Source organism: Eubacterium sp. Marseille-QA0814 (assembly GCF_965119675.1).
Lineage (GTDB): Bacteria > Bacillota > Clostridia > Lachnospirales > Lachnospiraceae > Eubacterium_G.
Window position 1 is genome coordinate 2,167,628 of sequence record NZ_CBCPMG010000001.1, and the last position, 23,414, is coordinate 2,191,041.

At 34.1% G+C, this 23,414-nt stretch carries 24 protein-coding genes; 20 read left to right on the top strand and 4 right to left on the bottom strand.

The features are described from left to right. Positions 1-284: 284 nt before the first annotated feature. Positions 285-767 carry a helix-turn-helix domain-containing protein gene (locus ACQY63_RS10045; protein WP_428245145.1) on the bottom strand — a complete coding sequence of 161 codons (483 nt, stop codon included), beginning with the start codon at positions 765-767 and terminating at the stop codon, positions 285-287. Between the two features lie 189 nt (positions 768-956). Here ACQY63_RS10045 and ACQY63_RS10050 point away from each other — a divergent pair, with 189 nt between their 5' ends. The 8 genes from ACQY63_RS10050 (at position 957) to ACQY63_RS10085 (ending at position 11,162) form a co-directional block, all read left to right on the top strand. Beyond that, a complete protein-coding gene (locus ACQY63_RS10050) occupies positions 957-1,136 on the top strand; it encodes a helix-turn-helix domain-containing protein (RefSeq protein WP_356948921.1) in 180 nt (59 codons plus the stop codon). 29 nt (positions 1,137-1,165) lie between these two features. Beyond that, positions 1,166-2,242: a tyrosine-type recombinase/integrase gene (locus tag ACQY63_RS10055; RefSeq protein WP_428245146.1), complete on the top strand. Its 1,077-nt coding sequence runs from the start codon at positions 1,166-1,168 to the stop codon at positions 2,240-2,242. A gap of 5 nt (positions 2,243-2,247) precedes the next feature. After that, a complete protein-coding gene (locus ACQY63_RS10060; RefSeq protein ID WP_299119366.1) occupies positions 2,248-2,577 on the top strand; it encodes a plasmid mobilization protein in 330 nt (109 codons plus the stop codon). Further along, positions 2,570-3,688: an AAA family ATPase gene (locus ACQY63_RS10065; protein WP_299119363.1), complete on the top strand. Its 1,119-nt coding sequence runs from the start codon at positions 2,570-2,572 to the stop codon at positions 3,686-3,688. The genes ACQY63_RS10060 and ACQY63_RS10065 overlap by 8 nt, the downstream gene beginning before the upstream one ends. A 111-nt stretch (positions 3,689-3,799) precedes the next feature. Next, on the top strand, positions 3,800-4,045 hold the full coding sequence (locus tag ACQY63_RS10070; RefSeq protein WP_299119360.1) for a complexin-2: 246 nt from the start codon (positions 3,800-3,802) through the stop codon (positions 4,043-4,045). A 434-nt stretch (positions 4,046-4,479) separates the two neighbouring features. Next, on the top strand, positions 4,480-5,712 hold the full coding sequence (locus ACQY63_RS10075; protein WP_428245147.1) for a plasmid recombination protein: 1,233 nt from the start codon (positions 4,480-4,482) through the stop codon (positions 5,710-5,712). Positions 5,713-5,915: 203 nt separating this feature from the next. Next, entirely contained in the window at positions 5,916-10,670 is a 4,755-nt protein-coding gene (locus tag ACQY63_RS10080; RefSeq protein ID WP_428245148.1) for an RHS repeat-associated core domain-containing protein, read from the top strand. A gap of 78 nt (positions 10,671-10,748) precedes the next feature. Further along, positions 10,749-11,162, top strand: a complete 414-nt coding sequence (locus ACQY63_RS10085; protein ID WP_040447230.1) for a hypothetical protein — start codon at positions 10,749-10,751, stop codon at positions 11,160-11,162. A 535-nt stretch (positions 11,163-11,697) separates the two neighbouring features. Here the strand turns inward: ACQY63_RS10085 and ACQY63_RS10090 are convergent. Together ACQY63_RS10090 and ACQY63_RS10095 are read right to left on the bottom strand one after the other, a co-directional pair. Next, on the bottom strand, positions 11,698-12,357 hold the full coding sequence (locus tag ACQY63_RS10090; protein WP_302630532.1) for a hypothetical protein: 660 nt from the start codon (positions 12,355-12,357) through the stop codon (positions 11,698-11,700). 31 nt (positions 12,358-12,388) lie between these two features. Next, the gene (locus ACQY63_RS10095; protein ID WP_302630533.1) at positions 12,389-13,000 is read right to left on the bottom strand and encodes a helix-turn-helix domain-containing protein; all 612 of its coding nucleotides are present in this window, start codon (positions 12,998-13,000) and stop codon (positions 12,389-12,391) included. A 202-nt stretch (positions 13,001-13,202) separates the two neighbouring features. Here ACQY63_RS10095 and ACQY63_RS10100 point away from each other — a divergent pair, with 202 nt between their 5' ends. From ACQY63_RS10100 to ACQY63_RS10145, 10 genes are all read left to right on the top strand, one after another. Beyond that, entirely contained in the window at positions 13,203-13,388 is a 186-nt protein-coding gene (locus tag ACQY63_RS10100) for a DNA-binding protein (RefSeq protein ID WP_428245149.1), read from the top strand. A 12-nt stretch (positions 13,389-13,400) separates the two neighbouring features. After that, complete coding sequence (locus ACQY63_RS10105) at positions 13,401-14,492, top strand: site-specific integrase (protein ID WP_302630534.1); 1,092 nt, start codon at positions 13,401-13,403, stop codon at positions 14,490-14,492. Continuing rightward, a complete protein-coding gene (locus ACQY63_RS10110; RefSeq protein ID WP_302630535.1) occupies positions 14,476-14,808 on the top strand; it encodes a plasmid mobilization protein in 333 nt (110 codons plus the stop codon). Before ACQY63_RS10105 ends, ACQY63_RS10110 begins: the two co-directional genes overlap by 17 nt. Positions 14,809-14,927: 119 nt before the next feature. Then, complete coding sequence (locus ACQY63_RS10115) at positions 14,928-16,328, top strand: VapE domain-containing protein (protein ID WP_428245150.1); 1,401 nt, start codon at positions 14,928-14,930, stop codon at positions 16,326-16,328. 251 nt (positions 16,329-16,579) lie between these two features. Then, positions 16,580-16,825, top strand: a complete 246-nt coding sequence (locus ACQY63_RS10120) for a complexin-2 (protein ID WP_117908223.1) — start codon at positions 16,580-16,582, stop codon at positions 16,823-16,825. 257 nt (positions 16,826-17,082) lie between these two features. Next, positions 17,083-18,504, top strand: coding sequence for a MobA/MobL family protein (locus ACQY63_RS10125; protein ID WP_302630538.1), 1,422 nt, complete (start codon positions 17,083-17,085; stop codon positions 18,502-18,504). 207 nt (positions 18,505-18,711) lie between these two features. Continuing rightward, entirely contained in the window at positions 18,712-19,551 is an 840-nt protein-coding gene (locus ACQY63_RS10130; protein WP_302630539.1) for a S8 family peptidase, read from the top strand. A gap of 15 nt (positions 19,552-19,566) precedes the next feature. Beyond that, complete coding sequence (locus ACQY63_RS10135; RefSeq protein ID WP_428245151.1) at positions 19,567-20,388, top strand: hypothetical protein; 822 nt, start codon at positions 19,567-19,569, stop codon at positions 20,386-20,388. Beyond that, a complete protein-coding gene (locus ACQY63_RS10140) occupies positions 20,389-21,033 on the top strand; it encodes a TraX family protein (RefSeq protein WP_428245152.1) in 645 nt (214 codons plus the stop codon). Positions 21,034-21,128: 95 nt separating this feature from the next. After that, positions 21,129-21,581, top strand: a complete 453-nt coding sequence (locus tag ACQY63_RS10145; RefSeq protein ID WP_302630542.1) for a hypothetical protein — start codon at positions 21,129-21,131, stop codon at positions 21,579-21,581. A gap of 345 nt (positions 21,582-21,926) precedes the next feature. On the opposite strand, the gene ACQY63_RS10150 is transcribed toward ACQY63_RS10145, so the two are convergent. Then, the gene (locus tag ACQY63_RS10150; RefSeq protein WP_428245153.1) at positions 21,927-22,145 is read right to left on the bottom strand and encodes a hypothetical protein; all 219 of its coding nucleotides are present in this window, start codon (positions 22,143-22,145) and stop codon (positions 21,927-21,929) included. 37 nt (positions 22,146-22,182) lie between these two features. Here ACQY63_RS10150 and ACQY63_RS10155 point away from each other — a divergent pair, with 37 nt between their 5' ends. Together ACQY63_RS10155 and ACQY63_RS10160 are read left to right on the top strand one after the other, a co-directional pair. Then, entirely contained in the window at positions 22,183-23,046 is an 864-nt protein-coding gene (locus ACQY63_RS10155) for a hypothetical protein (RefSeq protein ID WP_428245154.1), read from the top strand. Positions 23,047-23,191: 145 nt separating this feature from the next. Beyond that, positions 23,192-23,413, top strand: a complete 222-nt coding sequence (locus ACQY63_RS10160; protein ID WP_118351286.1) for a helix-turn-helix domain-containing protein — start codon at positions 23,192-23,194, stop codon at positions 23,411-23,413. Position 23,414: the final 1 nt, after the last annotated feature.

Sequence of the window (23,414 nt, forward strand, 5' to 3'; positions counted from 1 at the left end):
ACACCTTGAGAACAAAAAAATAACAAGTCAAAATAATTAGAAATTTTAATCAAATGAAAGGCAAAATATGGACAGAGAGAGTAAAGAGAAACACCTATCAACCGTCAGCCTTTTTAGAGTTTGAATAGACACAAAAATCCCACAATGCCTTTATTTATAGGCATTGTGAGAGGTAGTGATTATATCGTGGCAACGATATGGCAACACTAAAACAATTTACCCATATGTATAAATGAAAAAACCTTACTGATTTTGAGGAGTCAGTAAGGTTTTTTTATGCTCTTTTATAAATCAATTAGTTTATGATATCCGTGAGTATTAGCCGGATAGTTGTATCTCCAATTATCGTATTCTTCCTTGGAGATTTCTCCGGTATCAAGCTTGGACTTCATCTTTGCCCAGGACTTTGCCTCATGACCTAAAGCGTCGTGGATGGCACCTAAGTCAAGGGTAATATGACTCCCTTCCTGTCTGACGGATATACCATAAATATCTTCAAGAGTGAACAGAAGCTGCATAATTCCCACATGAGTATCAATGTCAGGAACATTAATCGCCGCAGGAGAAACTTCCAAAATGGAAGAAAGAGTTTCAATCAAATCATCCTTGGGAACACGTTTCTCTGCTTCATATTGAGCCATGCGGATATCAGCAGTACTTTCCTTAAAACCTAACTGAACTCCCAATTCCTTTTGAGTTAAACCTTTACGCTTGCGAAAAGTTCTAATTCTTTCACCAATTGCCATAACAAACCTCCAATTTAACATAAAAATTCCCAATGCGAGATAACTTAAACAAATTCGCTATGGTTAGTATAACATAGGTAAAAATATATATCAAGAAAAACTTAAACAAAAAAAGTTAATTTTTCTATTGACTTAAACTAAAAAGTTTAATATAATGCACATTATCTTAAACAAATATGTTTAAGAAATATAATGGAGGAGGAAAAAATCATGGAAAAGAACTTTATGACAGTCGACGATGTTGCCGAAGAACTTTCTGTTTCAAAGTCCAAGGCTTACAAGATTGTAAGACAGCTTAATAAGGAACTGGAAGAAAAAGACATCATCACGGTAGCAGGACGTGTCTGTACTTCTTATTTCAGAAAAAAAGTAATGTACAGCGGTGATTAGAAAATATTTATTAAAGGAAGGTGATGAACATGAGCGTTTATTCTTACATGGCAAATAACAAGAAAAAGTGGAGAGCTGTTTATCGCTATACTGATTTTACCGGAAAAAGAAGACAGACACAGAAAAGAGGCTTCAACACAAAAAGAGAAGCGGAGTTTTGGCTTGAAAATAAGAAGAAAGCCGAAAACGGACAATTGAACATGACATTTGGAAGTTTTTATGAAATCTACGAAAGAGACAAGAAGGCAAGGGTAAAGGAAACCACCTTTGAGACAAAATCATACGTGGTAAGAGATAAAATCCTTCCTTACTTTAAGGACAGAAGAATGGATGAGATTAAACCAAAGGATGTAATGGAGTGGCAGAATGAACTGCTTAATTACAGGGATGAAAAGGGAGAGCCTTATTCATCAGGTTACTTAAGAACAATTCACGCACAGCTTAGCGCAATATTTAATTTTGCAAAAAGATATTATGGGCTATCCACAAATCCTGCGGCAATAGTTGGAACAATGAAAAATGACGTTGAAAAGGAAGTGGAAATCTGGACAAAGGAAGAATACCTTAAGTTTTCGGAAGCAGTCATGGACAAGCCATTATCGTTTTATGCATTTGAAGTATTGTACTGGACAGGTGTCAGGGAAGGAGAACTACTGGCACTTACTCCGGCAGACTTTGATTTTGATAATAACACAATGAGAATCAACAAGAATTATCAGAAGGTAAAGGGGCGTGAAATCATTACTTCTCCAAAGACAAAAAAGAGTAACAGGGTGGTGAAGATTCCACAGTTTCTGGCAGATGAGATTAAGGATTACATGAAATGCTTTTATGACCTGAAGCCTGACCAGAGACTTTTCTTTAAGTCAAAAGGGTATCTTGGACACGAAATAACAAGAGGTTCCAAGAAGGCAGGAATTAAGAGAATCAACATACACGCCCTTAGACATTCACACATTTCACTGCTTATGGACAGAGGATTTTCAGCACTTGACATAGCTGAAAGGGTAGGGCATGAAGCAATCAGCATTACTTACAAATATGCCCACATATATCCAAACAAGCAGGATGAAATGGCAAGAAAACTTGAAGAGGAAAGGAGTTAGGAATAATGGAAAAATCATTGGACAGTCACGGTCGTTGGAGAAATAAGATAGTAGCCTTCAGGGTTTCTGAGGAAGAGGCAAGAATCATTGATGACAAGGTTGCCCTGTCAGGACTGACAAAGCAGGAATACATTATCCGCAGGCTGTGTGAAAAGAAAATTGTGGTAAATGGAAATCCAAAGGTTTTCATTGCCTTAAAAAACAGACTTAATGACGTGTATGAGGAGTTAAAAAGAATTACAAGTGCAGGTGAGGTTGATGATGTTTTGTTAGAGGTAATTGAACTAATCGGTGTTACCATGAACGGAATGAAGGAGGATAAGAATAATGAATAATAAAACAACAGTGGCCGCCCTTAACGTATCTGTTGGCGCAGATAACGGGCAGTCACCAAGTGTTACCAAACACAGTAACAGTATAACAGATAATAATTGTGTCCGCAATTTGCAATCCACCGGTACCCCGGTGGGTGAAAATCTGGAAACAGTATCAATGGAAGAACTTTATGACACGGTATATCCGATTAAGAAGCCCTTGGTTGAGGATCTGATTTACAACGGAGTGTATCTGTTTGTCGGTGCACCAAAGGTTGGAAAGTCGTTCTTAATGGCTGAAATAGGTTTCTGTGTAAGTGCAGGAATTGACCTTTGGGGGCATAAGACCAATCAGGGAACAGTGCTGTATCTGGCACTGGAAGATGATTATGCAAGACTTCAACAGAGACTTTCAAGAATGTTTGGAATTGATGTGGCAGAGCATTTTTACTTTGCAACACGTTCCAAAAATCTCAATGAAGGTCTGGAAGAACAGCTTAAAGAGTTTCTTGTGGCTCATGCGGATACAAGACTTGTAATAATTGACACACTGCAGAAAATCAAGGAAATAAGTGTAGATAAATTCAGTTACGCAAACGATTATGACATCATTACAAAGCTAAAGCACTTTGCTGATGAACATAACATTTGCATTCTAGTGGTTCATCACACAAGAAAGATGGATTCATCAGATGCCTTTGAAATGATATCGGGAACAAACGGACTGCTTGGTGCAGCTGACGGAGCTTTCATCATGCAGAAGGAAAAAAGAACTGACCTAAAGGCTACCGTTGACATAACAGGAAGAGACCAACAGGACCAGAAACTTTATCTTAAGTTTGAACCTGAGTTGTGTTTGTGGAAATTTGAAAAGGCTGAAACAGAGCTGTGGAAAGAACCGGAAGACAAAGTACTTTCTGCTGTTAATACATATCTAATGGAAGCAGGATGTTTTCAGGGAACAGCAAGTGAACTGATGGATAAGATATCGGAGATTAATTTAGTTCCGAATCAGCTGACCAGACAGTTGAACATTAAGGCAGGAAGGCTGTATGAGGATTATGGCATCAGATATGACAATAAGCGTTGTCACGATGGCAGAATCATAACATTGGAATATGAAAAAGAGTAAAGCGTGACGATGGTGTCGATGGTGACGATGTTTTATGGCACGTAAATCATCGTCACAACCGTCACGCATCGTCACGGAACAAGATTGATTACAAAACAGTGAGGTTTAAAAATGAGCAAAAACAGAATGATAAGCAATGAATTAATGATGGCTTTGATTAAGTATCATGTATTAGACATGAAAAATAATGAAGAAATTAATAATCTTATAATTTCTGAGTTGGAAGAAAAACTAAGCAAGATGTCAAGGCACGAGGATTACACAAAAAGTAAAATGGCACCTACAAAAGAAGAGAGGGAAGAGTACAGACAGAAATATCTTGAAGCCGTTGGAATGCACCGGGACTTTAGATGGTAGTAACAGCTTGCAACATAAATAGAGTTCCTGTTGATAATATCAATACCTGCAAGTGACACTTGCAGGTTAAAGAATAATCAGGGAGAACCAAAAAGGATTGGTTACAGTTAAAAGTTAGTGACATCATGTCACTAAGAACCGCGGGACCCGGAGTCCCGAGGTTAAACATAATATAGCTGCCATTACAATTACAGCAACCACTAAATGCCATTTGACAGGTTATGAGTAAAGCATTGATAGCAGCTATATAAGCCCTCGGCAGAGCCCCCGCAGTTGTGTCTATGACAGAACTGCTAGGGGGTTATCAATTATGGCAGAGCCAAATTGATAAGAACTACCCGTTTTCAACAGCCTCGGGCAGACTACTAAAGACTAACAACGTGCAGGTGTCACCGCACGTATCAAAACAATAAAAGAAAAAAAGGAGTGAGATTATGGCAGGATTATCATATTCAGCACACCTGAGTCAGAAAAACAGTGCCATTAACAGCAAGGCGAAACTCTCAGGTGTTGCAAAGCACAATTTACGAAAGTACCGCTCCTTGGAATATGATAAGGAGAACATTGTAATTTTATGGGGTACGGATAAATTAGTGCAGGATGTAAAAAAAGTATATAAGGAACAGTTTGACGAAGCAGTCAGGGAATATAACAAAAAGCAGACAAGGGATGACAGAAAGATTGATGATTACTTTGAAAAGACTGCAAAGTCAAACAAAGACATGGCAGTGGAACTTATTTTTCAGATAGGAGACAAGGAGTTCTGGGATAAGAATCCCAACAAGCGAAGAAAGATGGATGTGGCATTTAAGGAAATGCTTGATATGTTACAGAAGGAAGCACCAAATCTTGTTGTGGCAAATGCTGTGATACATTATGATGAGGCAAGCCCACACATGCACGTGGTGGCAGTTCCCGTAGCTGACGGATTTAAAAAGGGAATGTCAAGGCAAGTGTCAAAGAGAAAAGTATGCACAAAGGAATTTCTTGAAAAAGTACTGCAGGGCAGAATAAGAGAATATGCAGAGGACAGGTCATTCACATGGATTGGAGAGTTCCTGAAAAGAAAGGAAAAAGGAAGAAATAATGATTTAAAAGTTGCAGAATATAAAACTCTGGCAGAAACAAAAAAAGCAAATCAGTTAGCCAGGGAAAATGCTGAATCCAAACAGGAACTTAAGGAAACGATGATTAAGCAGATAGCAGCTGAAAAAGAATTAGCAGACATGTATGAGGAATTAAAAATAGTTGAAAATGTGGCTGACTTAGGAAAAAATGTGAAAAAACTTGAAACCATGGTTAGAAAAGGACCGGACAATCCAAAGGGAATCATGTCTGCCAAGAATTATCGGGAAAAGATTGTAATTCCATTTATAGATAAAATGTATGATGCATTTAAAAATGTGGTTAAATTTGCAAAGGGATGTTTTGCACAACTTAAGGAACTGACAGAAAAATATAATGAACAGCTTGAAGTAAATGAAATGCTAAGGAAACAAAATAGCAGGCTAAGAGAAAGCATTGATGAGCAGGAAAAAGAGATTGACGGACTGTATGACGATAGGAAAAAACTTGGATATTTTAAGAATTTCCTGAGGAGGGAGGATTACAATAAGGTAATTGAAATGGGCAAAGACAATGAAAAAACAAGACACAGACAGAGATAAAACAAGTGAAATACAGTGGAGTAAATACAAACAATAGTAAAATCAAAATAAAAAATGTTACAAAAGATTTTTGTTAGTGTGCATATTGGAAAAACATGTTATGATGGAAGAGAAGGATGGGTAAGGATAATTAATGCAGGAAGATTATTCTTACTGTACGGAAATTTACTGCTAATTATTTAGGAAGGAGTAACAGAGGTAGTATGAGAATAAGAAACATAAGCAAAAAAATGGTGTCGCTTGCATTAACAATAGCGATAATTGGAACAGGTTCGGGAATTAATGCGTTAGCCAATTCCGTTGATGATGGCAAGAATTCACAAAAAGCAGCTGATAACAAAGTAACAGTAGTCAAGGAACTGACAGATGAGCGAACAGAAAATTCAAACACGTATCTGTTGTCTGACGGATCTAAGAAAACAGAATTATTCTTATCAAACATCAGATATGAAAAAGACGGACAATTGAAAGATTATGAAAATGAAATTGTTGACATTGGAAAAAACGGGAAAAAGTCTATAAGTACCTACGGGTCGGGTGACAAATCTTCATACAAATATGTAAACAAATCCAGTGATAACAAGGCATATTTTTCAGATGACATTGAAGACGGCATAATGTTAAGCCATGGGAAGTACATTTTAAAGATGACACCTGTTATCGAAGAAGAAAATGATGACATAAACAGAGATGATAAAAATACATCTCAATCAAATGAAAATAATGAGTTTGAATGCATAAAAAATGAGGAATCAAATGAATTAAAATATATATCGGAATCAAAAAACATGGAATATCAATATTCCGTAAACAACTGTGGCGTGAAAGAGAATATTGTACTAAATGAAAAGCCTGAAACAAATATATTTGAATATAAAATTGAAACAAAGAATCTCTATTTGAAAAAACAGGAAAATGATAAAGGTCTGTTGGTGTATGACAAAAATACCAATAAAATCATAGGAACAATAGAAGCCCCATTCTTAGTTGATGCAGACGGAAAAGAAGATTACAAAAGTGTAGAATACAAATTAGAAAAAGATGGTGAAAATGAAGCATTAAAAGTAATTGTAAGTAATGATTATTTTGAAAACGAAGCCACAAAGTATCCGGTTACAATCGATCCTACAATGGTATGGATGTTTGACTACCTAACTACTGCATCAGTTTGGTCTGTTGATTTTCAGCAAAATGTGAACATGCATAATCATTATCTGGGTGCCATGAACAACATGATATCAAGTTATCCATACAATTCAGAGGAACATGTATATTTGGATACTTCAAATCTGTTAACAGGAAGTGCGTTGGTGGGCAGTGGACTGAACATAAGGGGAAAATACATTGAATCTGCATCATTAAATCTGTATGAAAGCAGTTACCGTGCGCCGTATAAGGTGGGAACACTGGAGCTTCGTACGGCAAAGGACTCATGGAATCCTGATACAATCACGTGGAACAATAAACCGGGGGCTTCTGAAGAAGTACTTCTTGAAGAAAAGTTTACGGGAGTTGAGGGCACAAGACATTGCCTTGACATAACGAAATGGGTGCAGGATATAGCCGATGAACAGATAGAAAACAACGGACTGGTGTTTACGGCAAAAAAAGGCGGAGCAGCATTGTTTTATGGCCCTGAAGCACATTACATACAGGACGAAAATGGAAAGAACAGTGAATCAAGACACATGTCAATCTATTTAACATACAGAGATTTTGAACCATATGATGCTTCCATAAACATAAGTGCTAAATATGATAAACAGAGTAACAGCATTATTACTTCCATAGAAGATGATAATAAACTTAAGGAAGGGGTATCGGTAACAGGATACAAGATATTTACAAGAAAAGATAATGCATTAAAATTTAGCGCAAAGTATAAGGGAACAGACATTTCAGAAAAGGCAGAAATAAATGCATCCAACGTGGATGAATGCATAGACATTAGAGCAGCTATATTATATTCAGACGGTACGGTAAAGGTTTCAAACATTGTAACCTTAAGAAAAATGGAGGAAATTAACGAAGACGGACAAGAAAACACAGTTAGTTATGAGCAAACAACGATAGACACAGATAGCGATGGGTTAGAAGATGGTTATGAAATTTGGGATTTTAAAACTTTATGGAATACGGAAACAAGTGATAGTACAGAGTATAATAAAATATATGATTTAGATAGCGATGATGACGGATTTCCAGATGGATATGAGGTATTTACTTTAGGAACAGACCCAACAGTAGCAAATGAAGAGAATAAAGACAGTGATGGAGATGGATGGAGTGACATTACAGAGTATCAGAAAGGAACAGATCCGTGGTTAAAGGATTCAGATTTTGACGGTACAAGTGATAAAGGTGATATTAGTCTGAGGAAAACCGCAGGACATACAAAACAGACAGAAGCAGCTACAGCACAGGTTCATAAGGGGTTATATGACAAAGAATTTTCCGAGACAGAAGGTGGAGCAACAACTACATATATTACAAATATATATCGTGGAAATATTAGACAGAAAACAATTGATTATGGAGACACATCATTAAATAAAATAATGAAATATTTCTATGATGAAAAAGGAAACAATACAGCAATTATTGAGTCGTATGATGAAAATTTTGATCCAAAAGGTACGAAAACTATCTGTATTACTTATACTTTTGATATGGATGGAAATGTAATATTCATCTGTGATCAGTCCACAAAGTATACAATGACCTATGAAGATGGTGAAATGACAGAACTGAAAGTAGGGAATAACAGCCTGATAAAATATGGGAAAAGTATAATAATGAATAATGCTGGGGAAGATGGAAATACATCAGACATTCAAGATGGTGACATTATAGATGTAAAAGAAAACAACACTACTTATGGAAATGGGCAATGTATCAAAACAAAAACTACAACCTATAAAAGGAAAAAAGAGGATATAATATCCGTGGCTGCAAAAGATGAAATTTATTATAATGGAAGTAATGATGTAAGTTACGTTGTAGAGTATAATAATGAGGGAAAAGTACTTAAAATGACGGATAGTACTGATGCTTCAAGAGAGATTACATATAATTACAGTTATAATGATAAGACAACAAAGATTACACGGAATGATGGGTTTGTAAAAGAAGTATCAACATCAGAGAATGCGGATGGAAGTGTATCAACAATAAGCACAGCTTATACATATAAAAATTTAAAAAATAGTAACGCAACATATACATCTGTTTACAAGATGGATGCATCAGATGAGGGTAAGTCAATTATATCTAATACATTATTTAATGGGGATAAATATATTACAGAAACAATGGATGATGAAAAAAGTGCTTCAACAAGCTTGTATTCAAAACTTTATAAAAAGAACATCTTAAAAATTGATGCAAAAGAAGTATCGAATACAAAAACCACGTTTAATGTGGATATATATAAAGAAGACAAGTCATATGAATATAATTATGATTTATCCGGGAACATTATAAGTATTAAAGAGAGTGGAAATAAGTTGTATGAGTATAGCTACGATGCTCATGGAAGACTGACAGAACAGAAGGATTATATGATAAATCAATGCCATGAGTATATTTATAATACGACGGGAAATATTCAGGCAGATTGGACATATCTACTTGATGAAAGTGGAAGTAAGACATCTAAACAAGGAAGTGTGAGGTACTCAGAATATGAGAATGTACAATGGCCTGATCAACTGACATCTTATGATGGAAATAGTATTACGTACGATGAGGTTGGAAATCCTATCACTTATTGGAATGGAATGCAATTCCAATGGGAAAATGGAAGACAGTTAGAAAAAATTACGCTAGATGATAATTCGGAAGTAATATATACATATAATAAGGACGGTTTCAGAACTCATAAGGAAACAGAAAAAATATCAACAGATTATGAATGGGATGAGAATAGGCTGATAAGAGAAATTGTTACTTATAAAGTAACAGGAAAGAAGTATGATGTGTGGTATTTCTTTGATGCAAATAATCAAGTGGCAGGCTTTGAGTATTCTGAAATATCCAGTATGGATAATAATTTGAAGAAAATAAGAATATATTATGAAAAGAATCTCCAAGGAGATGTCATTGGTTTACTTGATTCTAGAGGGGCAGAAATTGCAAAGTATGCTTATGATGCATGGGGAAATGTGACAAGCAAGATGTGCTATGAGGGCTATGAGACACCGTATGCATTAAATCATATCACTTATCGTAGCTATTATCAGGATGATGAGAGCAAATTTTATTATCTACAAAACAGATACTATGATTCAGAGATAGGAAGATTTTTAAATGCAGATGACACTAGTTTAGAAGAACTAAATAATGGAAATATATTTTATGCTAATATATATGTATATTGTGCAAATAATCCTTGTACATGTATTGATAAAGATGGAAGATTGATTGTAGTTAATCCTAAGATGCCATTAAAAATTTTAAAAGGGGCGGTATGGTTAGCAGCAAGTACATTTTTAACTTATAAAGGTTACAATTTAGCAAAGGCGATGTTTAAGCATGCGTTATATGGTAGAGGAAAAGGATTATCAGATAAAACAAAGAAAATTGCTATTAAGAAAATGAAAAAATCATTTGCATTTACAAAATATGTGTCTAATTGTTTGAAGTTGTTACAAAAAAAAGGATATACAAATGTTTATATTGTAAAGAACTCATATGAATTTACTGGTGATAGAGATTTATATTATTCATTACAACATGTGAAAGTAGTTGTTCATGCGGTAAAGCAGAAAGGTAATATATGGAAAACAGAAATTAATGTGAGTGACGTTTATGATTTTACAGAAGTAAGAAGTTGGTCTAGTTTTGCTGGTATTGCAAACAATGTAGGTTATTATTTGCAAAAGTGTGGAGAATTGAAACCATATAAAGTAAACATAAAATATAACGATGTGCATAGTTCAAGATTTAATATTGTATAAGAATAGTGTGAAATAATACTTTCATTACTATTTATACTACCAAGCAACAAGTGAAGGTGCGATAGAGAGGAGATATGTATGAGGAGAAATATATTATGTATTATATTGTGTATGATATTACTGAGTGCATGCAGTTCCAAAAGTAATGAGATTATTGAAGGGTATAGTAACTGTGAAGAATATTACAGTGATGGATTTCAAGATTATATAGATTATTGCAAATATTTCTATAAGGAAAGCGAGGATAAAAAATTTGAGGAGAACAGTTATTATTCTATTGTAACAAAAGAAAATATAGATGATATAAAGAGTTATTTTGATAAGTTCCCTTATGAAAGTATGGAGGATAGCAATAAGTATGACTTTGAAACAGATAATATAAATGAAGGAGACTATTATAGCCTGAGAGCAGGGTCAAATAATGATAATTACAGTGTATTTTTATATGACGTAAATAGTCATATATTGTACTATATACATTATAATATATAGTGTAATGAAAATTATTGATTTGCAATTAGATTATTTTATGCACTAGCACTAAAAAATAAAGTATTGTGTATAAAATGTCATTATGAAGAATGATAGTTCATTAAATTTGAAACGTATTTTTTATAGGCGTTAAAATAACTTAATGAAATAAAATCTGACTTATGTTATAATACTTCCGTGGCAACACTATGGCAACACGAAATCAGAAGGATAATACAAATAATATAATATAGGTAAATTAACAGATAAAAGCACACGAAACCTAAACAAATATGTTTAAGCTTAACTCGGTGCAAGCCGAGTTTGAATAATGCAAAAATAAATTCTATATGCCTACAAACCCCATAAATAAAGGGTTTGTAGGTTTTTTCTTTTTTAGAGTGACAATAAAATGACAATATTTTTTGCTATTTTTTATAAAAAACGTTCAAAAGCGTACATTTATGAACTGATAAAATTACATATTTTTCCTTTATAAAATAAAAAGACCCTGCAGTGACACCGCAGGGTTGGTTATGACTGAAATACCAATATTCTATTTTTCAATTCCAACTTCCCAGAAATACATATCTATAATTTTCATAGGGGTGTACAAATTACCAAGTTTATTACAAGCTTTTTCGATTTCCTCTTTGTTGTCTTTGGCGTATTGAATTATTTGCTTCATACTATTTAAATTGAAAACCCCATTTATTTTGTTCCGACGTAGCGCTTTTACAAAATATTGGTCATATGCTGGAACGCATCCAAGAGTTCCTAATATGATTTTAGTAATTAATGTATCTGTTACATTGGAAATTGTTTTTGTTTTGTTAGTACCATCTTCTATATAAGTTTGACCCATATAGTACTCTTTTATTTCATCTCTTAAACTCATTATAGTTTCAAGATCTGTGATAATATTCTCTTTAAAAGGATTAAAACTTATTAAATTTGAATATTTATCCTTACAAAGTATTTTGACAACAGGCTTACTAAATAAATAATCTTTTTGCATTAAAAAAGAATTTCGTAGCATACCCCAACTAGCTAGGTAGGCATATAAATTTAATGTTATATAATTGTACATGGTTTCATCATTTTTATATTTTAAGAAACTTTCTCTACAGTGATCATATGATCTATATCTTCCGTTTTTATCGTTATGGTAACTATCAATAAATTTATTGATATATTCGTTGATATTTTTTTCCATTTTATCATCTCTCTTAAATAAACATATAAATTTAATCCTTCAAATTAGCTTTCCTAAATCTCTTCTTTGCATCAGAGATATTCTTGTCTACTTCAATAGCTGTTTCGTTTTCTGCATCCAATAAGAAGTCAGCTGAATCGTTTCCAAAGCTTAAATACTTTGCCTGCCATAATAGGTAGGTTTCCTCGTCAATTTCTTCATTGATAAATTTCTCATACATTGTTGCCCAATGGTTAAACATTCTTTTAAGATTTGAAAGAGGAGCAATAGTAGCATCGTTTACGTCTATGTCAGAAGATACCTCTAAATAAACTTTTCCATCTATAGTTGTTGGAGTCAAATCCAAAGTTTTTTCCATACTGAATAAGTATTGTAGAGAACTTGCAGCTGAAATAGGATCAGGAGTTGCAAGCACATATGGAGAAATCTCCAAAGCATTTGAAATCTCAAATATAGTGTCTGAATCCGGATAGCGATTTCCAAGTTCATAATTTCTTATAGTTGATTCATTTACATCACAGGCAGTTCCCAATTCTTTTTGTGTCATGCCGGCAATTTGTCTGTAAAATCTAATCTTTTGTCCTAAATTTGCTGAGGCAAGATTTTTAGCATTTAAAGAAAATTCTCTTTTATTTTTTTCCATAAAACATATCCTTCCATATCATTTTATAACTGATTTTATTATATCATAAACAGTTCATTTGTGAAATATAAAGAATACGAAACAGTTCAGAAGTGAAATATTTTACTTGACAGTACAAAAGTGAACTGATAAAATGAGTATAACACAGTTCATAAATGTACTGTGCAAAGTAATGAAATTTAAATAGGTAGGAGGTGATATTATGGCAGATACACTTTTTGTTAGAGCAAGCGATGTAGCAAAGGAAATGGGAGTTTCAGAGGCTATGGCTTATAAGATTATTAGAAAACTTAATAATGAACTTAAAGAGCAGGGGTTTGTAACTGTTCAGGAGAGACTTAGCAGACAGTATTTTGAAGAACGAATCTATGGAATTAAGACTAAATAGGAGGTGAAATAAATGGTTTTTAAGAATCCCAAAACAGATAAATGGGAAGTTAGGTGTTATTACAAAAATTATAAAGGTGAGCGAAAACAGAAAACCAAAAGAGGCTTCAGAACAAAATCTGAAGCTCTCGATTGGGAAAGACATTTCAAACTGCAAGACCACCAGGACCTGGATATGACCATTGAAGATTTCTTTGAATTATATAAAAGAGATGTAAGTCATAAGGTAAGACCAAACACTTGGGAAGAAAAGGAGTACATAATTTTAACAAAAATTCTTCCTTATCTTGGCAAGAGAAAAATAAATGAATTAAAGGTAACGGACATTTTTGAGTGGCAAAGAGAAATTCAGAGCTTAACAACTCAAAATGGTAAGAGTTTTTCAAAATCATATCTTGGAACAATTCATAATCAGCTAAGTGCAATGCTTAACCATGCAGTCAGATATTATGGGCTTAAATGGAATGTCGCAAGCAAGGCTGGGAACATGGGCAGTGCAAGAGATAGAAATGTTGATTTCTGGACGCAAAAGGAATACCAGAAATTTATTGAACAGGTAACAGATAAACCACAATCATTTTATGGATTTGAAATACTTTATTGGTGTGGGCTTAGAATTGGTGAACTTCTTGCCTTAACACCGAAAGATTTTGATTTTGAAAACAATGTTTTGAAAATAACAAAGTCATATAAAAAAGTTAAAGGTAAAGATATTGTAACGGACCCAAAGACACCTAAAAGCATAAGGGATATAGTAATTCCTGAATTTTTGGCAGAAGAAATTAAGGAATATTTGGCAAGTATATATGGCATCAAAGAAAATGACAGAATATTTCAAAATTCAAAAAGCTATTTTCGCCATGAAATGATAAGAGGCTCAAAAGCTGCAGGAGTTAAAAGAATAAGAATACATGATTTAAGACATTCCCATGTATCATATTTGATTAACAAAGGCTATACAGCACTTGCCATAGCCGACAGACTAGGTCACGAGGCTGTAGACATCACTTATAAATATGCACATCTATTTCCAACTGTACAAACAGATATGGCAAAAACTATGGATGCAGAAAGAGAGGCTTTATTAGATGAGTGCGAAGAATAATGATGCAAAAGGCAGATGGAGAAATGTAACAGTTGCCTTTAGGGTGTCACCAGAAGAAAACGAAGAAATAAATATGAGGGCAAAACTAAGTGGATTTCAGACAAAGCAGGAATTTATTGTTCAATCATTACTTTATACCAAAATAAGAACTGTGGGAAATCCGCTAATGATGCTTAGTTTCAGAAAATATCTCCAAGAAATAATAGCACAGTTAAAGAGGATTGAGGCTGGTGGAAAAATTGATGAAGAGGTATTTGTCCCAATTAGAACAATGTTGGATATATTAGATGGATTTGAAGAAAGAAAAAAGCCCTAAGCAATAAGCTTAAGACTTACAAGGTAACAAGGAGGTTGTCCCCGCTACTTTTATCACCAATTAAATTATAGCAGGGGTTACCTCCAATAACAACAAAATTTTTAAATAACGGAGGAAAAATGAATAACACAGCAATAAATATATCCTCCAATGTGGAGGACACAGACAATAAAGAAATCGAGGCTATAAGAGATAGTCTAAAAAAACGTCCTGATGGAAGTCCGAGACAAACCATTGAAAATGTAATTGAGGTTTTAAATAATGACCCAATGTTAAAGGATGCAATAAGGCGTAATGAACTTTCCTGTAAGACAGACATTGTTAAGAAGATGGACTGGAGAAGACGTTCAAAGACTTTTACCGACACGGATTTTAACAACATAATGCTTAGAATGGAGAAGTTCTACGGTATTACAAGAGATAAAAACATTAAGCGTGCAATTGACATTGTAGGCAACAATAACCATTATCATCCTATTATAGACAGGCTGGAAAGTCTGGAGTGGGACGGAAAATCAAGGCTTAGATATCTGTTACCGAGATACCTTGGAACAGATGAAAGTGATTACATATTTGAAGCAACAAGAATAATGATGATGGGAGCGGTGCACAGGGTTTACAATCCCGGGTGCAAGTTTGAATACATGGTTTGCCTGGTAGGCGGGCAGGGTGCAGGAAAGTCAAGTTTCTTAAGACTTCTTGCAATGGAAAATGAGTGGTTTTCGGATGATTTAAGAAAACTTGATGATGACAACGTGTTTCGTAAGATTCAGGGACATTGGATTATTGAAATGGCGGAAATGCTTGCAACCTGTAACGCAAGAAGCGTTGAGGACATTAAGTCATTTTTAAGTCGTCAGAGTGAAACTTACAAGGTACCTTATGAAACCCATCCTGAGGACAGACCAAGACAGTGCATATTTGTGGGTTCTTCCAATAATGCTGACTTCCTGCCGTTTGACCGTACAGGTAACAGAAGATTTGTACCGGTAATGGTAAATAAGGAAAAAGCGTTGCATCATCCACTAGAGAATGAGGAAGAAACAAGGGCATATATAGAGCAGTGTTGGGCTGAAATTATGAGCATGTATAAAAAGGGCATTGACACAAAGCTTGTATTTAATAAGGATTTGGAAAAGAAACTTATTGAATTTCAGAAGGAATGTATGCCACAGGATACTCTTGTGGGCATCATTGAAATGTTTCTTGAAATGACGGATGAGGAGTTTGTGTGCGTTCAGATGATTTATGAGAGAGCGCTGCACCATGAAAACTGCAAGCCAAAACAGTACGAATCCAGAGAGATTACGAGTATCATGAGGCTTAAATTCGCAGAGCAGTGGGAAGAGGTGAAAAGTCACAGATTCATTAAGGAAGGATATGGAACCCAACTTGCATGGAAGAGAAAAGAGTCAAAGGGTTTTGAGAAAATAGAGAGGGATGAGGACATTCCTTTTAAGCAGGAAACATTGGAAAATCTTAAAACTGAATCTAATAAAATGACAGGAAAAAGTAAGTGACATCATGTCATTTACTTTTAAAAATGTAAATTTGTTATGTAAATTGGCTGGTTTGTAAATCAGAATGATGGAGTTGTAAATTGGAAATGACGTAAAAAAAAGAGCCAATTTACATCTAGATGGCTTCAATCCCTTTATTTATGGGATGTTTTGAAATTTGTAAATCGTAAATTGTAAATTGGCTAAATAAAATTAAAAAATAAAGTTTTTTAAAGCCGATTTACATTTTCAATTTACGGAAGGAGATTTGTATGGTTGAAAAGGTTAAACAGATAAAAATAGATGAGGACTTATTTAGGATGATTTATCAGTATTTTATATATGGTCGTGAGGACGAAACGGAACTGATTAAGGCAGGTCTTAAAGATAAGATGGATAAGATGATTTTGAGAAACATTTATACAGAAAGCAAGACTGCCGAATCGGTAGAGGAAAGAGAAAATGCAAGAAAAGATTATCTTGACAGAAAGAAAATCCCGGAGGATTTCCGTTGGTAAATTTCTGCTTAATGTTAATGACCTGCAAGTGGCACTTGCAGGTGGTAGAGCAGACAAGTCGGAAATAATATATGCGGTAGCAACGGAAAAACTAAAGGAAAAAGAAAAGAGGATTAGCCCTCGGCGATTGAGAGCGAAATACACCCATCGCACAAAATCTTACGATTTTATGCTCTTAAGGGTTTGCATTTCGCCCTTGCAGGGGGCTTTTTATTTTACTTAAACATAAAGATTTAAAGAATAGGAGGAACAAACATATGGCAAGAAATTCATTTATTCAGATAAGCAAGTTAGGCAATTTAAAGGGGCGCATAGATTACATTACAAATCCCAAAAGGCAGGAAAATCTGTACGCAGTTTACAATACAACAGACGATACATTTTGGCATGAACTTGCAAGGTGTAATAGATTGGAATTTAAGAAAAGCGGAAGTGCCGGAAAGTGTATCGAATCAAGAGAACTGATTATTGCATTGCCTGAACCATTCTGCAACACGGACAAACAGAAAGTATTGAAAGATTTTACTGAGCTGTTTAGAAGAACTTACGGAGTAAACTGCATTGCAGCAATGCATCACAACAAGACAAAAACAAACTTACACATTCATTTGATATTTTCGGAAAGAGAGGAATTAAAAAACGACATAAAGAAAATTGCCACAAGAAACATGTTTTATGACGAAACAGGAAAGCATGTAAGGACCAAAAAGGAGATACTGGATGATAGTGGGAATGTGAGAAAAGGCTGTAACATCATAAGAAAAGGTCAGGTTTATGAGTACAACAGATTTTCAAAAAAGAAAGTGGAGTTTAAGGCAAGGTCATTTCTAAAGGGTGTGAAAACACTGTACACTGAGCACATTAATTCATTCTTAAATGATAAGGACAAACTGCAGGTGTTTAACAATAAAGATATTTATCTGCCAACAAAAAAGATTGGAAAGAATAATCCAAAAGCAGAGCAGATAAGAAGAAACAATCAGGTGAGAATGAGGTGGAACAGTACAGTTGATGAAGCACTGTTTTATCAGGTTCCAAGAAAACACATCAGAACCATTAAAGAGGAAAAGATACTTAAGAATGTAAATAAATTTGGAAAGACGGAAACAAAGACAGTTGGTGGATTAAGGAAAAACAAGTCATCAAGGGAAAGTGCAGGTGTAGGAATATTTGCCGGAGTTTTTGAAAAGGCTGTTGGAATGGCGTGTGATTGTTTAAAGGGACTGATTAAGATATTTAGAGGAGCAATTGCACCAAAGCCACCACAACCGGTTAAGGAGTACAAGCAATATGCAAAAAAGGTAGATGAATTATTGGAAAATCATAGAGTATTAAACAGAGTGCATATGGCAATAAGAGAGGCAAAATACCAAATGGACCGAAAAGAACACAGGATATTTGGAGGAAAGAAAAAGTTAAAGGATGAAATTGTACAGTTGGAAAAGCAGGAGAAAAAGGCAAGGAGTTTAGAGAGCAGATTGTTGAAAAAATTAAATGGTGACAGTGTGGATGAGGTTATAAGAAAATTTAATCGAATGAGAATGGAAATGGATGCGTATAAAAACTCTGTTGACAGGGCAGAGGATGCTAAAGAAATGCTGGAAGTAGAGGTGAAGGCATTTATGGAAGGTGAAAAAGAAAATAAAAAATATACAAAAGATAATTTTAAACATAAATAATTGTATTTTGTTATTTATAGAAAACAAAATATATACAAACTTGTTGTGTAAATGCTAAGTATATTTAAAATATTTAACAATTTAACAATTTAACAATCCATATTGAGAACTTGACTAATTTATGTAGAATAAGCTATGGTAGATTTGATAAGTTTTTATAATAAAAATATTTCCTTAAGATATTAAAGGCAAATGAGGGGGAAGAAGATGAAAAAAAGAGTATATAAAATAGTTATTTTCTTAATGATAATTGTATTGCTTTCTAGTGCAACTGGTTACTATTATTTTATTGAATGTCTTAATATATTAAAATTCACTCAAGTTTCAAATGAAACAAATATTACCCTATTTGACAAATATAATAATGGCGGAGAAAAAGTTAAAATTGCAATCCTAGATAGTGGAGTAAATTTAAACCATCGAGATTTTTCAGGCAATATAAAATCAGGCTATGATTTTATTAATAATCAGGAAAAGATTAGTGATAAGTATGGACACGGAACGTGGATTACGGGAATAATTGGTGCTTGTGATAACAACATAGGAATTTGTGGAGTCGCACCTAATGCGGAAATATACCCATTAATTGTGTTAGATGATATGGGCAAGGGGAAGATATCTGATGTCGTTGATGCAATATATTGGTGCATTAAAGAGAACATAGATATAATTAACGTTAGTTTTTCAACTAAAAAAAATGATAAAAATTTGGAAAAAGCAATTAGTGAAGCAATAAAAAAAGGAATTTTTGTAGTAGCAAGTTATGATAACAAAAAGAATAGAAGCAGTTATCCCGCTCAATACGAGAATGTTATAGGGGTAAAAGCAGAGAAAAAAGTTGACAAAATTTACATTAAAGAAGAGATTTGCTATGCACCTGGATATGACATTGTAACAACGAATAGGGAAGGGGGGTATGAAAAAGTTAATGGAAATTCGGTAGCCACTGCATATGTGACAGGATGTGTGGCGTTAATAGTGTCTGAGTACAAGGCAAATAAAGAAAACTATGATGTAAATATTATAAAAAAATTATTGGTAATTTAGGAGGCTTGAAAGAGAATGAAGAAGAAATTAAAAATGATTATATGTTGTGTAATGGTAGTTTGTTTAGTAACAAATCTATCTTATTCGAGGGCATATGCTTCAGATAATAAGACAGTGGAGGTTGATGGACATACCATAGATATTGTCGCAAACAATGATAATGAGGCAGTTGTGTCCACAGACATTGATGGTGTTACATATACTTTGTCTTTGGATAAAGAAGATGGAGATTTTACATTACTAGAAAAAGAATATCCTACAACTGTGTTGGGAGTTGGAGTGGGAATACCAGAAGAGAAAGAATATGATGTTGAAGTAAAAGACACGACAAATGATTGCATTGTAGCCGAGGCTGTAAATACAGAAGATGATTCGGATGCTGTGTCTGTAGATCAAACAGAAGTGGTTGCACAGGCTGCCATGGTAATTGGAGTAGGACTTGGATGGGCCCTAGAAGCTTTATTGGAGGCCTTGTTATCTATTGTTGCATCTGTTGTTGTAGCGGGAATTGTGTATTATGCAGCAAAAAGTGTTGCTCGTACATTGAGCCGAAAGCAACCAAAAGTTCATTATTATATGGCATATTTAAGTTACGGTGATGATGTGTATATTGGACCAAAACTAAGCTCAAAATCAGCAGCTGCACGATATTTAGCAGTAGGAGGAAATGTGTTTGCAATTAGTTCGGGATATGCATATGATGCATGTAAATCTGCTAGTCCTATAAAAAAAGTATCGTCAAAGCAAAAACATTCGGGTGAAGGAAAAAATTATTATCATTATCATCCGATGATAAAGAATAAAGTGCAATCACATGCACACTGCTGGTTTATTTAAATGCTAGAATTTATTGCTATACTAACAATGATTATTGATCATGTGGGTATAATTTTTTACCCACATGATTTGATTTTTAGAATAATTGGTAGAATATCTTTTGTTATTTATGCGTATTTGCTTGCTGTTGGAGCCAAAAGAACAAGTAATAAAAAGAAATATTTATTGAGAATTTTGATATCGGCAATTATGTCGCAGTGGGTCTATTATAGTCTTATATCGCACGAATTAAATATATGTTTTACTTTATCAGCAGGACTATTAGTAATAATTATTTATGAGAGTAATATTTTAAGAACTAAGAGATATTTTCTGATAATGAGTGTTTTTGTGATAGCTATGGTTATAGGCTTTGATTATGGAGTATATGGAATTTGTGTAATTTTTGCGTTTTATTATTTTAGCAATAGACCGATGAAAGATATTGTTGTATCTCAGATAATTGTTTTAGCAATATCTTGTTACATATTTGGAATTTCTATGGTACAGTATGTTTCTTTGATTGCATTAATGTTTATTGCTTTTGTTCAAAATAAAAGCCCTAGATATACAAAAATTAGTTGGAGAATAAGATATGTTAATTATTTGATATATCCAATACACTTAATAATATTATTAGTTTTAAAAGAAGTAACTTTATCATAAAAAATCAACAAAAGTATTGAGTAGCAAATTGTTGTAACAAAAATTGTGGTATTAATAATCATATCGAAAAAACACATTAAAGTTAGGAGATAATTATGACTGAATATTATGTATTTGAAATAGAAAATACCAAGTATAAATTAATGTTAGATAAATTGTGCAATTTAAGTGATAGGTTCTGTTTAGTAGAGCCAATTGCGGACACAAAAGATTTTCCAGACGTCCTTCCAGAACCTAAAGGAGAATTGGAAAAGTTTCTAATTGAAAGAAAAAGAACATGTGTCTGGCCAGGAACAAAGATTAAAGTAAGAAGCAAAAACAAAGAGGCAATTCAACATTTTTATAAATGCTCAAAGACTAGTATAGATATATTGAAAAGGTATTCAGATTTCTTTCAGTATGAAGATCAGATGGACATTGCCTTCTTTGCAAAAGAAAACTGTGTTTTATATACAATATCACATGAAGAAATTATAGTGGTGGATATGAAATATTGGAATGACTTTTTTGAAAAAATAGAATGTAAATTAATTAAGAAAAATGTGTAATTGTGTTTAAGTTCTTAAAGAATAGGAAGGTTTGTAGAATATTGACTTATGACAATAAAATGACAATATTTTCGTCTTAAAGTATACGCAAAAAAATTAAAACAGTACAGAAATGAACTACTAAATACAATAAATATCCTGCTTTATAAAGGAGTAAATTTTTGTGAGTAGGAGTTTGAATAAGAGCTACAAGTCTTGGAACCCGCTAAACAAGCGGCTTCCGAGACTTTTTCTTTTGCTCTGCTACTAATTTGCTACTAATAGCAACTACTCTTTTTTCTATCGTCTTCATATGGTTATTATTAACTTTAATAGCAAGAAACCCTGATGACTGCGGGATTTCTTCTATATGATCTTTCTTTGTGGCATCTGGATGATTTTCCCTGATGCGGTATTTGGTGGTACTAACGCAGGTCCGAACTGAGGTCGGATTGTTACATCTGAGCCGTTGTTCTGAGTCTGAGATACTTCACAGGTGATACCTGCTGCTTCAAGCAGAGGGTTATCAGATGGTGGCTCTGGTGTTGACGAATCTGTTGCCTGCAATGATTCTAGACTATGCACAAGCTCCTGCTGTTTATGTGGAAACAGATGGGGGTATGTGTTAAGTGTTGTGGATCTTGTGGATTTCATAGGTGAGCAGGAAGAAAAGATCCAGCAGATTGAGGACAGACAGAAGGAGATATATATAGAAAGTTCTAGTCGAAAACGGAAGATTAACACAGAAGCACAATATAGGGAATATCAGATATGGCATGTGGAAGTGCAGGAAGAATTGGATAAGCTGAAGCAGGAAAAAAGGGAGCTTAAGAGGCAGATACAGCTTGCTGATGGCAGCATTATGAAGGAAGATTTGTATACGGCTTATTATGCGGTGTCAGAGGACGAGGAGATTGTTGCTGACAGGGATGTTGAGATACCGGGGATGGAAAAGGAGGTTGTGTCAGAGAAAAATGTGGCTGTTGAGTCGAAGACGAATGTTGAGGTAGTGAATCCAGACAATAATCAGAATGAAATAGGCAGACAAAAAGAGCAAACTGATAGTGCGATAAAACAACAGACTGATTTAGATGGCATAGGAATACCAGAGCCTCATAATTCGCCTGATGTGAATGTGACAAGAGTTGGCGAAAGTATGACTGATGTAACAGATAAAAATGAATTTGTGGAAACTAGAGAAACTGAACCTGTGGATAAAGTTGGTTGGATTGTCGGGAAAATATCAGAGATTGGTGGTTATGAGAATATCAGTGATTCTGTTAAGGCTGATATATTTGGATTCGGTATTGCTGATGTAAGTGGCAGCATAAGGTTGTTCTCGGATGTGATGAAAAAACCTGGAATAAAGCTGGATGGTGATGGGCTTTATGAGGAGTTTCAGAGGATTTATGATGAGAGTGTCGATAGAGATGCCTGTAAGGATAAGGCGGAAGATAAGATGTGGAATAGGGGCAGAGGAAGATGATTCCTCTGCTTATTCTATAAATATGGGTTAGATATAGTCAGATGTATAACAAATTGAAAAAATCAATTTAAGATTGAATCAAAATGATTCAAATGATATACTAAAAAAGTAATAAATAGTTGTGATGATACGAAAGGGATTAGCGATGGCAATCAGATACAACAGATTATGGAAAAAATTAATAGATGAAAATATGATGAAGATAGACCTTAGAGAAAAGGCTGGAATTACCACAAATGCTTTGGCTAAATTAGGAAAGAATGAGCATGTAAATACACAGGTTCTGGAAAAAATATGTAATGTATTGCATTGCAATATACAGGATATTATGGAATTTGTTCCAGACGAGGAAAGGGAAGAAAAATAAT

Coding starts and splice junctions, on each gene's coding strand:
- ACQY63_RS10075 (WP_428245147.1), top strand. CDS start 4,480: ATGGCAGGATTATCATATTCAGCACACCTGAGTCAGAAAAACAGTGCC.
- ACQY63_RS10060 (WP_299119366.1), top strand. CDS start 2,248: ATGGAAAAATCATTGGACAGTCACGGTCGTTGGAGAAATAAGATAGTA.
- ACQY63_RS10065 (WP_299119363.1), top strand. CDS start 2,570: ATGAATAATAAAACAACAGTGGCCGCCCTTAACGTATCTGTTGGCGCA.
- ACQY63_RS10100 (WP_428245149.1), top strand. CDS start 13,203: ATGGCAGATACACTTTTTGTTAGAGCAAGCGATGTAGCAAAGGAAATG.
- ACQY63_RS10140 (WP_428245152.1), top strand. CDS start 20,389: ATGCTAGAATTTATTGCTATACTAACAATGATTATTGATCATGTGGGT.
- ACQY63_RS10105 (WP_302630534.1), top strand. CDS start 13,401: ATGGTTTTTAAGAATCCCAAAACAGATAAATGGGAAGTTAGGTGTTAT.
- ACQY63_RS10050 (WP_356948921.1), top strand. CDS start 957: ATGGAAAAGAACTTTATGACAGTCGACGATGTTGCCGAAGAACTTTCT.
- ACQY63_RS10110 (WP_302630535.1), top strand. CDS start 14,476: ATGAGTGCGAAGAATAATGATGCAAAAGGCAGATGGAGAAATGTAACA.
- ACQY63_RS10085 (WP_040447230.1), top strand. CDS start 10,749: ATGAGGAGAAATATATTATGTATTATATTGTGTATGATATTACTGAGT.
- ACQY63_RS10090 (WP_302630532.1), bottom strand. CDS start 12,357: ATGGAAAAAAATATCAACGAATATATCAATAAATTTATTGATAGTTAC.
- ACQY63_RS10045 (WP_428245145.1), bottom strand. CDS start 767: ATGTTAAATTGGAGGTTTGTTATGGCAATTGGTGAAAGAATTAGAACT.
- ACQY63_RS10070 (WP_299119360.1), top strand. CDS start 3,800: ATGAGCAAAAACAGAATGATAAGCAATGAATTAATGATGGCTTTGATT.
- ACQY63_RS10130 (WP_302630539.1), top strand. CDS start 18,712: ATGAAAAAAAGAGTATATAAAATAGTTATTTTCTTAATGATAATTGTA.
- ACQY63_RS10080 (WP_428245148.1), top strand. CDS start 5,916: ATGAGAATAAGAAACATAAGCAAAAAAATGGTGTCGCTTGCATTAACA.
- ACQY63_RS10135 (WP_428245151.1), top strand. CDS start 19,567: ATGAAGAAGAAATTAAAAATGATTATATGTTGTGTAATGGTAGTTTGT.
- ACQY63_RS10145 (WP_302630542.1), top strand. CDS start 21,129: ATGACTGAATATTATGTATTTGAAATAGAAAATACCAAGTATAAATTA.
- ACQY63_RS10115 (WP_428245150.1), top strand. CDS start 14,928: ATGAATAACACAGCAATAAATATATCCTCCAATGTGGAGGACACAGAC.
- ACQY63_RS10125 (WP_302630538.1), top strand. CDS start 17,083: ATGGCAAGAAATTCATTTATTCAGATAAGCAAGTTAGGCAATTTAAAG.
- ACQY63_RS10160 (WP_118351286.1), top strand. CDS start 23,192: ATGGCAATCAGATACAACAGATTATGGAAAAAATTAATAGATGAAAAT.
- ACQY63_RS10120 (WP_117908223.1), top strand. CDS start 16,580: ATGGTTGAAAAGGTTAAACAGATAAAAATAGATGAGGACTTATTTAGG.
- ACQY63_RS10095 (WP_302630533.1), bottom strand. CDS start 13,000: ATGGAAAAAAATAAAAGAGAATTTTCTTTAAATGCTAAAAATCTTGCC.
- ACQY63_RS10055 (WP_428245146.1), top strand. CDS start 1,166: ATGAGCGTTTATTCTTACATGGCAAATAACAAGAAAAAGTGGAGAGCT.